Source organism: Serratia sp. D1N4 (assembly GCF_054552755.1).
This window is the reverse complement of sequence record NZ_CM137274.1, coordinates 642,499-655,455: the sequence shown is the minus strand read 5'-3', so window position 1 is coordinate 655,455 and position 12,957 is coordinate 642,499. Positions and strand designations below refer to the sequence as shown.

General features: G+C 53.1%; 14 protein-coding genes. 12 read left to right on the top strand and 2 right to left on the bottom strand.

Annotated elements, in window-relative coordinates:
* The first annotated feature begins 8 nt into the window (after window positions 1-8).
* From ACX1CU_RS02780 to ACX1CU_RS02765, 4 genes are read left to right on the top strand one after another with little or no spacing between them, the layout of a single operon-like run.
* On the top strand, window positions 9-1,064 hold the full coding sequence (locus tag ACX1CU_RS02780; RefSeq protein ID WP_459401122.1) for an ABC transporter permease: 1,056 nt from the start codon (window positions 9-11) through the stop codon (window positions 1,062-1,064).
* Between the two features lie 8 nt (window positions 1,065-1,072).
* Window positions 1,073-1,882 carry an ABC transporter permease gene (locus ACX1CU_RS02775; RefSeq protein ID WP_459402709.1) on the top strand — a complete coding sequence of 270 codons (810 nt, stop codon included), beginning with the start codon at window positions 1,073-1,075 and terminating at the stop codon, window positions 1,880-1,882.
* On the top strand, window positions 1,875-2,711 hold the full coding sequence (locus ACX1CU_RS02770; protein WP_459401121.1) for an ABC transporter ATP-binding protein: 837 nt from the start codon (window positions 1,875-1,877) through the stop codon (window positions 2,709-2,711). The genes ACX1CU_RS02775 and ACX1CU_RS02770 overlap by 8 nt, the downstream gene beginning before the upstream one ends.
* Window positions 2,698-3,420: an ABC transporter ATP-binding protein gene (locus ACX1CU_RS02765; protein WP_459401120.1), complete on the top strand. Its 723-nt coding sequence runs from the start codon at window positions 2,698-2,700 to the stop codon at window positions 3,418-3,420. The genes ACX1CU_RS02770 and ACX1CU_RS02765 overlap by 14 nt, the downstream gene beginning before the upstream one ends.
* 4 nt (window positions 3,421-3,424) lie before the next feature.
* Here ACX1CU_RS02765 and ACX1CU_RS02760 read toward each other — a convergent pair whose 3' ends face one another.
* Both ACX1CU_RS02760 and ACX1CU_RS02755 read right to left on the bottom strand, forming a co-directional pair.
* A complete protein-coding gene (locus tag ACX1CU_RS02760) occupies window positions 3,425-3,739 on the bottom strand; it encodes a CcdB family protein (RefSeq protein WP_459401119.1) in 315 nt (104 codons plus the stop codon).
* Window positions 3,739-3,984 carry a type II toxin-antitoxin system CcdA family antitoxin gene (locus tag ACX1CU_RS02755; RefSeq protein ID WP_156293978.1) on the bottom strand — a complete coding sequence of 82 codons (246 nt, stop codon included), beginning with the start codon at window positions 3,982-3,984 and terminating at the stop codon, window positions 3,739-3,741. The genes ACX1CU_RS02760 and ACX1CU_RS02755 overlap by 1 nt, the downstream gene beginning before the upstream one ends.
* 371 nt (window positions 3,985-4,355) lie before the next feature.
* On the opposite strand from ACX1CU_RS02755, the gene pyrB reads away from it, so the two are divergent.
* The 8 genes from pyrB to ACX1CU_RS02715 all read left to right on the top strand — a co-directional run bounded on the left by pyrB (window position 4,356) and on the right by ACX1CU_RS02715 (window position 12,495).
* Complete coding sequence (gene pyrB, locus ACX1CU_RS02750; RefSeq protein ID WP_459401118.1) at window positions 4,356-5,291, top strand: aspartate carbamoyltransferase; 936 nt, start codon at window positions 4,356-4,358, stop codon at window positions 5,289-5,291.
* A 12-nt stretch (window positions 5,292-5,303) separates the two neighbouring features.
* Window positions 5,304-5,768 (top strand): aspartate carbamoyltransferase regulatory subunit, encoded by a 465-nt coding sequence (gene pyrI / locus ACX1CU_RS02745; RefSeq protein WP_459401117.1) that lies wholly within the window; start codon window positions 5,304-5,306, stop codon window positions 5,766-5,768.
* A gap of 177 nt (window positions 5,769-5,945) precedes the next feature.
* Window positions 5,946-6,332 (top strand): 2-iminobutanoate/2-iminopropanoate deaminase, encoded by a 387-nt coding sequence (gene ridA, locus ACX1CU_RS02740; protein ID WP_156293981.1) that lies wholly within the window; start codon window positions 5,946-5,948, stop codon window positions 6,330-6,332.
* A gap of 587 nt (window positions 6,333-6,919) precedes the next feature.
* A complete protein-coding gene (locus ACX1CU_RS02735; protein ID WP_459401116.1) occupies window positions 6,920-7,441 on the top strand; it encodes a fimbrial protein in 522 nt (173 codons plus the stop codon).
* A 152-nt stretch (window positions 7,442-7,593) separates the two neighbouring features.
* Window positions 7,594-8,037: a fimbrial protein gene (locus ACX1CU_RS02730; RefSeq protein ID WP_459401115.1), complete on the top strand. Its 444-nt coding sequence runs from the start codon at window positions 7,594-7,596 to the stop codon at window positions 8,035-8,037.
* Window positions 8,038-8,108: 71 nt separating this feature from the next.
* Window positions 8,109-10,589, top strand: coding sequence for a fimbria/pilus outer membrane usher protein (locus ACX1CU_RS02725; RefSeq protein WP_459401114.1), 2,481 nt, complete (start codon window positions 8,109-8,111; stop codon window positions 10,587-10,589).
* 12 nt (window positions 10,590-10,601) lie between these two features.
* A complete protein-coding gene (locus ACX1CU_RS02720; RefSeq protein ID WP_459401113.1) occupies window positions 10,602-11,321 on the top strand; it encodes a fimbrial biogenesis chaperone in 720 nt (239 codons plus the stop codon).
* Between the two features lie 25 nt (window positions 11,322-11,346).
* On the top strand, window positions 11,347-12,495 hold the full coding sequence (locus ACX1CU_RS02715) for a fimbrial protein (protein ID WP_459401112.1): 1,149 nt from the start codon (window positions 11,347-11,349) through the stop codon (window positions 12,493-12,495).
* Window positions 12,496-12,957 lie beyond the last annotated feature (462 nt).

The following is a 12,957-nucleotide window of genomic DNA, read 5'->3' as shown; positions in this document are numbered from 1 at the left end:
GGATTGTCATGTCGGTAGCAATAAAACCCACGCCGGGGAGCCCTTCCCGGCGTCATATTTGGGGGTTGGCCCAGAGCCTGCTTACGCTGGTGCTGACCCTGTTCGGCCTGCTGTTAATCACCTTTCTGCTTTCGGCGCTATCGCCGGTTGATCGGGTGTTGCAGATCGTCGGCGATCACGCCAGCGCCGCCACCTATGAACAGGTAAAACATCAGCTCGGGCTGGATCGCTCATTGCCGGTGCAGTTTTGGCACTATCTGGAGCGGCTGGCGCATGGCGATCTCGGCACCGCCAGCGCCACCGGTCAGCCGGTGTTGCAGGATCTGCTGCACGCCTTCCCCGCCACACTGGAACTTGCCACACTGTCTCTGGTGATTGGCGCACCGCTCGGCGTGCTGTTCGGCGTACTGTGCGCCCGTTTTGCCGGTAGCAAGCTGGATATCTTCGTGCGTTTTATCACCCTGCTCGGCAACTCGGTGCCAATCTTCTGGCTAGGGCTGCTGATGTTGCTGCTGTTTTACGCCAAACTGCAGTGGAGCGCCGGGCCGGGGCGGCTGGACGATATCTACCAATACAGCGTGGAGAGCAAAACCGGTTTCGCGCTGATCGACACCTGGCTTTCTGGCGATATTAGCGCGGTGCGTAATGCGCTGGCGCACCTGGTGCTGCCGGTCTGCCTGCTGGCCTATTACTCACTGGCCAGCATCACCCGCCTGACGCGCTCGGCCTGCCTGAGTGAACTGAATAAAGAATACGTCACGCTGGCGCGCGCCAAGGGTGCCAGCGAGATGCGCATAATGCTGTGCCATGTACTGCCGAATATCGGCGGCACGCTGCTGACGGTGATCGCTCTGTCTTACACCAGCATGCTGGAAGGCGCGGTGCTGACCGAAACAGTGTTCTCCTGGCCCGGTATTGGCCGCTACCTCACTACCGCGCTGTTTGCCGGTGATACCACCGCCATCATGGGCGGTACCCTGCTGATCGGCCTGTGCTTTGTGCTGATCAACACCCTCACCGATCTGCTGGTACGCGCGATCGACCCAAGGACGCGGCCAAGATGACGATCGCGATGCTCAAACGTTCCCCTTCTGCCACCTGCGGTGCGCTGATCCTACTGGCGCTGGTGCTGATCGCCCTGTTCGCCCCCTGGCTGGCCCCGGTTGACCCTAACTGGCAGAACGCCGCCAACCGCCTGCTGCCACCGGGTGCAGGCCACTGGCTCGGCACCGATGGCTATGGCCGCGATGTGCTTTCACGCCTGATCTACGGCACCCGACCAACGTTCGGGCTGGTGCTGCTGGTGACGGTGATTACCCTGCCGCTCGGTCTGCTGATCGGCGTGCTTTCCGGCTATTACGGCGGCTGGTTGGAGCGCGTATTGATGCGTTTTACCGACGTGGTGATGTCGATGCCACGGCTGATTCTGGCATTCGCCTTTGTGGCGATGCTCGGGCCAGGGTTGGTCAACGGCGCACTGGCGCTGGCACTCACCACTTGGCCCGCCTATGCCCGTCAGGCGCGGGCCGAGATCCAGTTGCTGCGCAAAAGCGACTATCTGGCCGCCGCCGAAATGATGGGCATTCAGGGGCCGCGCCTGCTGTGGGGCCATATTCTGCCGATGTGCCTGCCTTCTGCCGTCGTCCGGCTGGCGCTCGATCTGGCTGGCATTATTCTCGCCGCTGCCGGGCTGGGTTTTCTCGGTTTGGGAGCACGACCGCCGATGGCCGAATGGGGTTCGATGGTGGCCGACGGCATGCAGGTGATCTTCGATCAATGGTGGATCGCTGCGATCCCTGGCTGTGCGATCCTGATCAGCAGCCTGGCGTTTAACCTGCTGGGCGATGGCCTGCGCGACTTACTGGATCCGCATCATGACTGAGCCACTTTTGGTAGCACGCAATCTCTGCATCAACTTTAACGGCCACAACGTGGTGGATAACCTTGCGCTGACGATTGGCCGGGAAAAGGTGGCATTGGTCGGGGAATCGGGTTCCGGCAAATCGATGACCGCCCGTGCGCTGATGGGGCTGGTGCGTAAACCGGGCATCGTCAGCGCCGATACCTTGCGCTATCGCCAAACCGATCTGCTGGCGCTGAAACCGCGCCAGTGGAACGAGGTACGCGGTGCCAAAATCGCTATGGTGTTGCAGGATCCGCGCTATGCGTTGAACCCGGTGCGCAGCATTGGCAAACAGATCGAAGAGTCTCTGACGCTGCATCATTCCCTGACCCGCGCCGATCGCCATGAGCGCGTGTTGAACTCCCTGGCCGCCGTTGGTTTGCCGGAGAATATCTACCACAGCTATCCTGGCCAGCTTTCCGGCGGCATGGGCCAGCGTGCCATGCTGGCGATTGCGCTGGTTAACGATCCGCAACTGCTGATTGCCGACGAACCCACTTCTGCGCTGGACGCCCGGCTGCGTAATCAGATCCTCGATCTGATCGTCGAACAAACCGCGCGGCGCAATATGGGCCTGCTGCTGATCAGCCACGATCTGCCGCTGGTGGCAGCGCGCTGCGATCGGGTGTTGGTGATGTATCAGGGCAAACTGGTGGATCAAGGCATCGCCGCCGATCTGCCGCTGGCAACTCACCCCTATACCCGCACGCTGTGGGCCTGCCGCCCGAGCGCCGCCACCTATGGCCAGGAACTGCCGGTGCTGGATCGCAGCATCGATTTTACCCGGAGCGAACATGGCGCTGATTGAAATTGAAAACCTACAGGTCAGTTTCCCGCAGGGCCACGGCCAAAAAATCGCCGTGGAATCGGTGAGTTTTGCCGTCGAGGCCGGGGAAACCTTCAGCCTGATTGGGGCCTCCGGCTGCGGTAAATCCACCGTATTGCGCGTGCTGGCAGGCCTGCAACGCGAGTGGTGCGGCGAAGTGCGGCTACTCGGCCAGGCGATTCAGCCGTTGCAGCGCTTCACCGGCCAGCTGCGCCGTGATGTGCAGATGGTGTTTCAGGATCCTTACGCCTCGCTGCATCCGCAGCACAAGATTAGCCGCACGCTGGGGGAACCGCTGAAGATCCACGGCGAAAAACAGATCCCGGCGCGCATCAACGAAGCCTTGCAGCAGGTCGGTTTGAACGCAGCGATGGCCGAACGTTACCCGCACCAGCTTTCTGGCGGCCAACGCCAACGGGTGGCAATAGCCCGCGCCTTGCTGCTGCGGCCCAAGCTGTTACTGCTCGATGAACCTACGTCGGCGCTGGATATGTCGGTGCAGGCGGAGATCCTCAACCTGCTCAACCACCTGAAGCGCGAGCACGGCATGACCTATCTACTGGTCAGCCACGACGGCGAGGTGATCGCCCATATGTCTGAACGCGCCGCGCTGATGGAAAACGGCCATATTGTGCGCCATTTCAACCGAGGGGATTTGCAAGCGGGCAAGCATCATAGCGTGCAGCATTAAACCATTAGATACCGGTAATCAAGAAATCCAACGCAGAGATAATGGTATTGCGGTATTCAACTAAAGAGCCAGCCGGATGGGTGAGTGATTTGATGGGAACTGTGGTCAATTGGTGGGTAAGGATAATAAATACCTCACCATCAACCCTGACTTTCGGGCAGAGATTAGCAGGGAATTTATCTCTGAAGTTTGCCAATTCAACGAGGGGAAGCACAATTCGGCTATCGAGCTGACTTAATAAATCATTTTGTATATCAATAAAATAGGGGTAATTAATACGGTTATTACCCCGGTTTTCATAAAGCGTGAATTGCTGCATTATAACTCCCTGTGCTCATCCGAAAAAAGTCCATACTCCTCGGCAACTTCGTTACAAAGCAGAAGCCCTTCCTGATTCTGCCTCAGCCATTCTTCACGCTTACGTTCAGCGACAGCACGGTGTAATGCCGCATCTAACGTCGCGGATAGGTTGATATTGAATTTTCTGGCCTCTGCCAATAACTCGACATCAACAGAAACATTGGTTGGTTTTTTTACGGCTTTAGAAACTTCAGAGCGTTTCATAACACCTCCATCATGCGCATCAGTCATGCACATTTAATATACACTATCTTTCTCAGCCTAACAAATAGCCAACATCCATATTGGCTACGCCCTCTCTCAACAGCCAATCGGTTGCGAAAGGGCAAAAAGTGATGTTTTAGCGCTTGCAGTGACGAAAAGCACGAGTATAATGCGCGACAATTTGCCAGGAGAAAGCATGAAAAACGCCGCTTGTTTTGTTCGCAACCATCGACAAAACCGACTGCCCATCGGCAGCCAGCAGCCGTTGTTTCTCCTGTTGCATGATCTCATTATTTAAGCCCCTCATTGAGGGGCTTTTTTTTGCCTTAAGAACTGCCCCACGCCAAGGGCACGAGTCGAGGAGAGTGAACATGGCCAACCCGCTATATCGCAAAAACATCATCTCTATTAACGATCTCAGCCGCGAGGATCTGGAACTGGTGCTGCGCACCGCCGCCAGCCTGAAAGCCAATCCGCAGCCGGAGTTGCTTAAACACAAGGTGATCGCCAGTTGCTTCTTTGAAGCGTCAACGCGCACCCGCCTGTCGTTTGAAAGCGCCATGCAGCGCCTGGGGGCGTCGGTGGTCGGCTTCTCTGACAGCACCAACACCTCCCTCGGCAAGAAAGGCGAAACGCTGGCCGATACCATCTCGGTGATCAGCACCTATGTGGATGCCATCGTGATGCGCCACCCGCAGGAAGGAGCTTCACGCCTGGCGGCGGAATTCGCTGGCGGTATCCCGGTGTTGAATGCCGGCGACGGTTCCAACCAGCACCCTACCCAAACCCTGCTAGACCTGTTCACCATTCAGGAAACCCAAGGTCGGCTGAGCAACATCAACATCGCCATGGTGGGCGATCTGAAATATGGCCGCACCGTCCATTCGCTGGCGCAAGCGCTGGCTAAATACGACGGCAACCATTTCTTCTTTATCGCCCCGGACGCACTGGCGATGCCGGGCTACCTGCTGAAGATGCTGGAAGAAAAAGGTATTACCTACAGCCACCACAACAGCATTGAAGAAGTGGTACCGGAGCTGGACATTCTGTACATGACCCGCGTGCAGAAAGAGCGCCTCGATCCTTCCGAATACGCCAACGTGAAAGCCCAGTTCGTGCTGCGGGCGACAGACCTGGAAGGGGCTCGCGACAACATGAAAGTGCTGCACCCGCTGCCACGGATTGATGAGATCACCACCGATGTGGATAAAACGCCGTACGCGCACTATTTCCAGCAGGCGGGCAACGGCATTTTCGCCCGGCAGGCGCTGTTGGCACTGGTATTAAACGCAGATTTGGCTCTTTAAGGGGGAACCGTCATGACTCACGATAATAAACTCCAGGTTGAAGCGATCAAATGCGGCACGGTGATCGACCATATTCCGGCGCGTATCGGCTTTAAGCTGCTGTCGCTGTTCAAACTGACCGATACCGATCAACGTATCACCATCGGGCTGAACCTGCCTTCGCGCGAGTTGGGCCGCAAAGATCTGATCAAAATCGAGAATACTTTCCTGACCGAGCAGCAGGCAAACCAGCTGGCGATGTATGCGCCCAAGGCCACGGTCAACCGCATCGACAATTACGAAGTAGTGCTGAAGCTGAACCTCAGCCTGCCGGATCATATCGATGGCGTACTGACCTGCCCGAACAGCAACTGCATCAGCCGCAGCGAGCCGGTGGCTTCCAGCTTCAGCGTGAAGTCCCGCGCGGGCGAAGTGTATTTAAAATGCCGCTACTGCGAGAAAGAGTTCGAGCATCAGGTCGTCTTGCAGGCAGATTGATTTCCCCAGGAGTGGCGCTGTTAATCTGCCCGCCACTCCCTATAATGGGATTTCTGAAAAAAATCATGCTTCGCCATCACAACACTGTTCAGTGAGTTCCCTCTCCCACGGGGAGAGGGGGCGTTACCTTGAGCATTGCGCTTAAGTGAACGGTGTTATCTACCATCAGGAGATAAAATGTCACGTAACATCAGCACTGAACTCGCGCCAGCCGCCATTGGGCCTTACGTACAGGGCGTTGATCTGGGCAGTATGATCATCACTTCCGGCCAGATCCCGGTAGACCCAAAAACCGGTGCAGTCGCCGATGACGTTGCCGCTCAGGCCCGCCAGTCACTGGAAAACGTCAAAGCGATCGTCGAAGCCGCAGGCCTGAAAGTGGGCGATATCGTTAAAACCACCGTTTTCGTGAAAGATCTGAACGATTTCGCCACCGTTAACGCTACCTATGAAGCCTTCTTCACCGAACACCAGGCCTCATTCCCAGCACGCTCCTGCGTGGAAGTGGCGCGCTTGCCAAAAGACGTGAAAATCGAGATCGAAGCCATCGCCGTTCGCCGTTAATCCCCGCGCGATAGTTGATACGGCTAGCCTTGGCTGGCCGTTTTATTTTGTAGGTATTGCATCATTTGATGTTTCCATACTCCTCAATGTGCTGTGAATATATTTTCCCTTTTATATCAACGACAGCGAAATTTAATATTTAAATCCATCTAAAACCTCAACAACAAACATTTAGTTCGGATAATTCCAATTGAGCAGATAATATAATTTATATATTCGGCATTACATAAGCACAAAACACTACAAAAACAATCCAAAGCAGCCTATTATGCATGCTTTAGCACATTGACCACAGATTAAAAACCACGTAATCTTCGCATCCTGAATTAAACGAACTGAAATAACCGCATATTTAAAAGAGTGCAAATAGATTTTATTTTAATGTTAATCACCATACACTGCTATTAACAACGCAGTAAAGATTACAAGGAAGAATCCTAATTAAAATAGATTTTAACTCTGACGATAGCTTTAATTCCATCGAGATAATTCACACCCTAGAATCATGATGTCAATGTGCCATTACCTACAATGAATCGTTGCATTATTTTAACTTATTTTAACCTAAAGAAAATAAAGGATTATTTATGTCTAACTTCAAAATGAACGTACTGGCCGCAGCATTGATTTCAGCTTCAGCATTTGCTGTACATGCTGCCGATCAAGGTTCAGGTACCGTAACCTTTACCGGTTCTATTATTGATGCACCATGTTCAATTACCCCACAGACTTCAGATCAGGTTGTTCCGTTGGGTCAGGTTTCCGCAGCGCTTCTGGCTAACCAAGGTACTTCTACACCACAGACCTTCACTATCGATCTGGAAAAGTGCGACGTTTCCACGCTGAAGAACGTTTCTATCACCTTTAATGGCACTGCCGATGGCGACATGCTTGGCATCGTTGGTGATGCACAAGGTGCAGGTATCGTGATCACCGACGGTAGCGGTACTGCAATCAAGCTTGGCCAGGCCTCTGCTGCACGCCTGCTGAGCAATGGTAACAACACTTTGCTGTTCTCCGCTTACCTGAAAGGTAAAAGCGCAACTCCAGACAGCGTGAAGCCGGGTTCATTCACCAGCATCGCCAACTTTACTCTGGCTTATCAGTAATTGTTGCCAAAGCATGCGGCTTCGGCCGTATGCTTTATCACTAAACAATAATGGTGTTAAAGATAAGTATGTTGAGACCTCTGTTATTACTATTCTGCCTGATATCTTCCTCTACAACGTTTGCAGTACGGGAACAGCATGGCCGGGTGAATATGAATGGGGTCATTATTAATCCGGCTTGTAGCATATCCTCTGATAATGCTGAGCAAACCGTTGACTTAGGTGTTATTACTCAAGAACAAATCGAAGAGGCTGACACCCCAATTATATACCCCTTTACCATTAATTTAGTCAGCTGCATTTTAGCAACCTCGCAATCAGCAGGGGGCGCGCAGCATACGTTTAGCCTGAAGTTCGACGGGCCAAGCACGCCAGGAAACACCTTATTCAGTCTGGGTGAAGCTAGCCAAGGGTTAGCCTTCGAAATCCACGATGAACAGGGTCATGCAGTTATCCCAGGCGCAATGATGAAGATAAATGAACAGGCTGCAGAAAATAAAAAACTAAATTACTCGCTACATTTACTTAAAACATCGCAACAGGTCAAACCTGGAACATTTCAAACAGCCGTGCATTTCACACTGGTGTATCAATAAATACCTTCATGAATGGATACTGACTATCGGTTCGTGAAAGAGATAATCGAGCCATTTATATGAGCCATACAATGGATTGTGTCAAAACACTCTGCGTTACATTTGCGACATCATTGATGGGGCTCAGTGGCGCTACGCATGCCATAGAATTCAACACCGATGTCTTAGATATCGAAGATAAGCAGAATATCGACTTATCACGCTTTACCACTTCTGGTTACGTGATGCCTGGGCACTACCCCTTGGTCATCAACGTTAATCAGCATGGTTTACCTGAACAGACTGTCACTTTTCTTCCTCGTGAGGATAAACCAGACAGCAGCGAACCTTGCCTGACGGAGAATGTGGTGACTTTGCTTGGGATGAAACCCAATATCGCGGAAAAAGTCAGCTATTGGCATAACAATACCTGTGCGGACTTGAACGCGCTCGATGGCGTGATCACCAGGACCGATCTCGGGGCCGGTGTCTTATATATCACCATCCCTCAGGCGTGGCTGGAATACAGCGATCAAAACTGGCTGCCCCCCTCGCGCTGGGATGATGGTATCTCCGGTATGTTGCTGGACTATAACCTGAACAGCTTGGTCAGCAGACCCCAGCATGGCGCATCTATCAATAGTGCCAGCCTGAACGGCACGGCAGGAGCGAACCTGGGCCCATGGCGCTTGCGCGGCGATTATCAAGGTAATTACACCGACATTGGCGGCAGCAATAGCCAATCCCAACACAACTTTGACTGGAACCGGGTGTATCTGTTCCGTGCTATACGCTCGCTGGCGGCAACGTTAACGTTAGGAGAAAATTATTTCACGTCGGATATTTTTAACACTTTCCGCTATACCGGCCTGAGCCTGGCCAGCGACGAGCGCATGTTGCCACCAAATCTACGTGGTTATGCACCAGAGGTCAGTGGTATTGCCCGTACCAATGCCAAAGTCACGGTCAGTCAGCAAGGGCGGCTGTTGTACCAGACCACGGTGCCTTCCGGGCCGTTTCGCATTCAGGATCTGAGCAGTTCAGTGAATGGATTGCTGGATGTGCGGGTAGAAGAACAGGATGGCAGCGTGCAGACCTTCCAGGTCAACACCGCCACCATTCCCTACCTGACCAGGCCAGGAGCGATACGTTACAAAACTGCCGTCGGGCGGCCATCAAACTCTGGCCGTAACCTAGAAGGGCCAGCGTTTGCCAGCGGCGAGCTCTCCTGGGGCATGAGCAACAGTTGGTCACTGTACGGCGGCGGTATTGCTGCCGGTGATTACAACTCTCTGTCCATGGGGATTGGCCGCGATCTGTTCGCTCTGGGAGCACTGTCAGCCGACGTTACCCAATCCTGGGCGATGAATTTACCGCAACAGGCATCACTACAGGGGAAGTCGTTCCGCCTGAACTATGCCAAGCGCTTTGACCAGTTGGACAGTGAAATAGCCTTTGCGGGTTACCGTTTCTCGCAGCGCCAGTTTATGACGATGGACCAATATCTCGATATCCGTTACCACGGCAATAGCCGCGGCAATGACAAAGAGATGTACACCATTACGGCCAATAAAAACTTTTCTGATGCCCGGCTCAGCCTGTATCTCTCTTACAGCCATCAGACATATTGGGATCAACAGGCTACAGACAATTACAGCCTCTCTCTCAACCGTTATTTTGACGTGTTTGATATTAAAGATGTGGCGGCCAACCTGTCCGCAGGCCGTAGCAAAAATAATGGCGTGAATGATGACAGCCTATTCCTGAGCTTTTCGGTCCCACTCGGGGGCCAACAGAATATGACTTACAGCGGGCAACATAACCGGAGAGGTTATAACCAGACCGTCAGCTATATCAACAACAGCGGTCAGGACAGCAATTACCGTCTGAGCGCGGGGTTGAATAACCAGCAACAGGGCGGTGCCAAAGGTCAGTTCAGCGGCTTTTATAACCAGCGGAGCAGCATCGCTGAACTCAGCCTGAACAGTAGCTATGCCCAGGATAATTTCACCTCGTATGGCCTGGCGCTGAAAGGCGGAGCCACGCTGACGGCCAAAGGCGCTGCGCTGCATAGCAACAATATGAATGGCGGCACCCGCCTGATGGTCAATACCGACGGCGTAGCCGGAGTGCCAATTGAAGGACGCAGCCTCCGTTCCAATGCATTTGGTATCGCGGTGCTCAACGATGTCCCGAGCTATTACCGCACCGACACGCGGATCGATATCAACCAATTGGCTGAAGATGTTGAAGCCCGTCAGCCGGTTGTTGAGTCGGCCTTGACGGAAGGGGCCATCGGCTATCGGCAGTTTAGCGTCGTCAAAGGCCTCAAGGCCATCGCGACACTGCGCCAGGCTGATGGCAGTTATCCGCCCTTCGGCAGCAGTGTGACGAACAGTAAGGGCCAGGAACTGGCGATCGTCAGTGATGATGGATTCGCCTATCTGAGTGGTATTTCAGCCGGAGAGACGCTGGATATCACCTGGAATGGCAGCAAACAGTGCCAGGTCAATGTACCAGAAAGAATACAGGCGCAGTCGCAATTGCTACTGCCCTGCCACCCAATGAAATAGGTAAGTAAGAGTATGAAAATCAGACAGAAAATCGCCTTGTTAACCGTGCTGTTCCTGGGGAGCCAGGCAGCCGATGCGGCTATCGCCCTAGATCGCACCCGGGTGATTTATGACGGACAGAGTAAGTCGGTCAGCCTGAATATCAGTAATGAAAATAAAGAGTTGCCTTATCTGGCACAGGCGTGGATTGAGAATGCCCAGCATCAGAAGGTCACTACCCCGCTGGTCGTCACCCCGCCGGTACAACGGCTAGAGCCCGGCGGTAAAAGCGCCGTGCGGATCGCTGCCTCACCGGAGGCAATGGCTCTGCCTCAGGATCGCGAATCGCTGTTCTACTTCAACCTGCGTGAAATTCCTCCTCGCAGCGAGAAAGGCAACGTGATGCAGATCGCGTTACAAACACAGATCAAACTGTTTTACCGCCCGCAGGGGATTGCCCCTAAAAAAGGTGAGGTCTTGCAGGAACAAGTGAAGCTGCAAAAAACGGCGCAGGGTTACCGGATTGAAAACCCAACCCCTTATTACCTGACGGTTATTGGGTTGGCAGAGAAAGATAGCACCAAAGCTGATGACAATTTTCAGCCATTGATGATCGCCCCTAAATCCACCGATGAATTGAAATCGAACCATTTCAACCAGCCGACCTTGACTTACGTTAATGATTACGGTGGCCGACCGGTACTGAATTTCAGCTGTAACGCAGGTCATTGCCACGTAGTAAAACCGGCATAAATGGCGATTGCCAGGGAGAAGAGACATGAAAAGGGATAGGTTTGTACATAGCCTGCGCAAAATAGCACTGATGGCGGGTGCTATCTGCCTAACGTCGTATAGCCTGCCGAGTATGGCCGCTATCACTGCGGGCAGTTGCGCCGCAGGAACCATGAGCGCTGGCCCTTACGTAGTGCAATCGTTGCCTACCACGTTAACCAACGGGACCGTACTGGCCTCCCGCGTTTTAACCACCTCCTTTAAATATAACAAAACCGGTAACACGGCTGATACCTTGATAACCGGGAGCTGGTATCAACAAGGGAACTACAACAGTACCTATAATACTGTGCCAGTGAGTAGTACGAGTAGCGCGGCGAATCTACTGCCCGGCGTTGGTTTTCGCATGTCCAATATCGGCAGCTCGCCAGGTGGGTTTACCAATACCACTCTATTCAACAAACTCAACGTCCGCACGGTTTCTACCGCAGGCAACAATCTTACCGCCACAGATTACTGGTTGCAGGAACTGGTGGTGACTAATGCTGCAATCTACACCGGGGGGCAGATCACCAGCCTCGGCAGCGCAGGCGTCGCCATCGCCTTTGGTAACCAAAAAGCCTGGGATGACCAAAATCTCTCCGCAGGTGTCGGTCGTTGTATTAACTATCAAGCGTTTATAGGGGCAAGTGCCTTGACGCCAGAAGGCGGGGGAGCTGCGGTTATCCCTCCATTACCTGTGCCGAAAAACCCGACCTGCGATTTAGGCGGCACCAACATTGCCGTGCCTTTACCGGATGTGGACAGCTCGACCCTCAAAAACAACGGCGATATGAGTGGCAGCAAGTCGTTTTCCATCCCATTGGGTAACTGCGGTAAAGATGCCAAACCCTATATCACATTTACTGACAGTAATAACAAAGCCAATCGTTCTACAACGTTGGGGTTATCTGCAGCAAGTACCGCCGCCGGAGTGGGAATAGTGATTGAAAAAAGTGGCGGGAATTTAGTGCAGTTTGGTGCACAGAACACCAGCGTCAGCGGCAGCAACGTGGGGCAGTTCTTAGTTGGCACCTCATCGGCAGACGGCAGTTCAATTCCACTGAATTTAACGGCTAAATATATTCGTACCAATGCCGAGCTGAAAGCGGGCGAGGTAAAAGCTGATGCTATTTTCACCATCGCTTACCCTTAAGTTTCCGCGGAATGCTTGAACATAAGATAGGCGCTATGACTCAATGATAAAGGCAGGTATTCGTCATTAACTATCATTGAATACCTGAATATATCCTCCATCATTCCCGTTGCAGTAAAGCGTTGAGCACAGATCAACGCTTTACTCCCCCTCTAGGGCATGAGAAAAATGCCGCCAAAACCAGCCCCATCTCCATAATGTCTCCCCATCCCAAACGCGGTTCTGTCACGCGGGCAAAAGTGAGCCGAATGCACCCCATGATTGTAAAAGCCCCTTTACACCACAACGGATTAAACGGAATGACCGAACCGGTTGCTAGGCTCACCGATCCCAGTGTTTATCTTGACTGGGTTGTGGTTAAGGTTCGCTACTGTGGCGGCGTGATTAACTACGCCCTGCGCTTTGCTCTGGGTAGCAACCCCAAATTTCTGAAAGTTCTATTGGATAGGAGTTAGCAGTAAC

Excerpts from the sequence above, each read along its gene's own strand:
- ACX1CU_RS02775 (WP_459402709.1), top strand. The coding sequence starts at position 1,073 with ATGCTCAAACGTTCCCCTTCTGCCACCTGCGGTGCGCTGATCCTACTG.
- ACX1CU_RS02760 (WP_459401119.1), bottom strand. The coding sequence starts at position 3,739 with ATGCAGCAATTCACGCTTTATGAAAACCGGGGTAATAACCGTATTAAT.
- pyrI (WP_459401117.1), top strand. The coding sequence starts at position 5,304 with ATGACTCACGATAATAAACTCCAGGTTGAAGCGATCAAATGCGGCACG.
- ACX1CU_RS02725 (WP_459401114.1), top strand. The coding sequence starts at position 8,109 with ATGGATTGTGTCAAAACACTCTGCGTTACATTTGCGACATCATTGATG.
- ridA (WP_156293981.1), top strand. The coding sequence starts at position 5,946 with ATGTCACGTAACATCAGCACTGAACTCGCGCCAGCCGCCATTGGGCCT.
- ACX1CU_RS02770 (WP_459401121.1), top strand. The coding sequence starts at position 1,875 with ATGACTGAGCCACTTTTGGTAGCACGCAATCTCTGCATCAACTTTAAC.
- ACX1CU_RS02715 (WP_459401112.1), top strand. The coding sequence starts at position 11,347 with ATGAAAAGGGATAGGTTTGTACATAGCCTGCGCAAAATAGCACTGATG.
- ACX1CU_RS02735 (WP_459401116.1), top strand. The coding sequence starts at position 6,920 with ATGTCTAACTTCAAAATGAACGTACTGGCCGCAGCATTGATTTCAGCT.
- pyrB (WP_459401118.1), top strand. The coding sequence starts at position 4,356 with ATGGCCAACCCGCTATATCGCAAAAACATCATCTCTATTAACGATCTC.
- ACX1CU_RS02730 (WP_459401115.1), top strand. The coding sequence starts at position 7,594 with ATGAATGGGGTCATTATTAATCCGGCTTGTAGCATATCCTCTGATAAT.
- ACX1CU_RS02780 (WP_459401122.1), top strand. The coding sequence starts at position 9 with ATGTCGGTAGCAATAAAACCCACGCCGGGGAGCCCTTCCCGGCGTCAT.
- ACX1CU_RS02720 (WP_459401113.1), top strand. The coding sequence starts at position 10,602 with ATGAAAATCAGACAGAAAATCGCCTTGTTAACCGTGCTGTTCCTGGGG.
- ACX1CU_RS02765 (WP_459401120.1), top strand. The coding sequence starts at position 2,698 with ATGGCGCTGATTGAAATTGAAAACCTACAGGTCAGTTTCCCGCAGGGC.
- ACX1CU_RS02755 (WP_156293978.1), bottom strand. The coding sequence starts at position 3,984 with ATGAAACGCTCTGAAGTTTCTAAAGCCGTAAAAAAACCAACCAATGTT.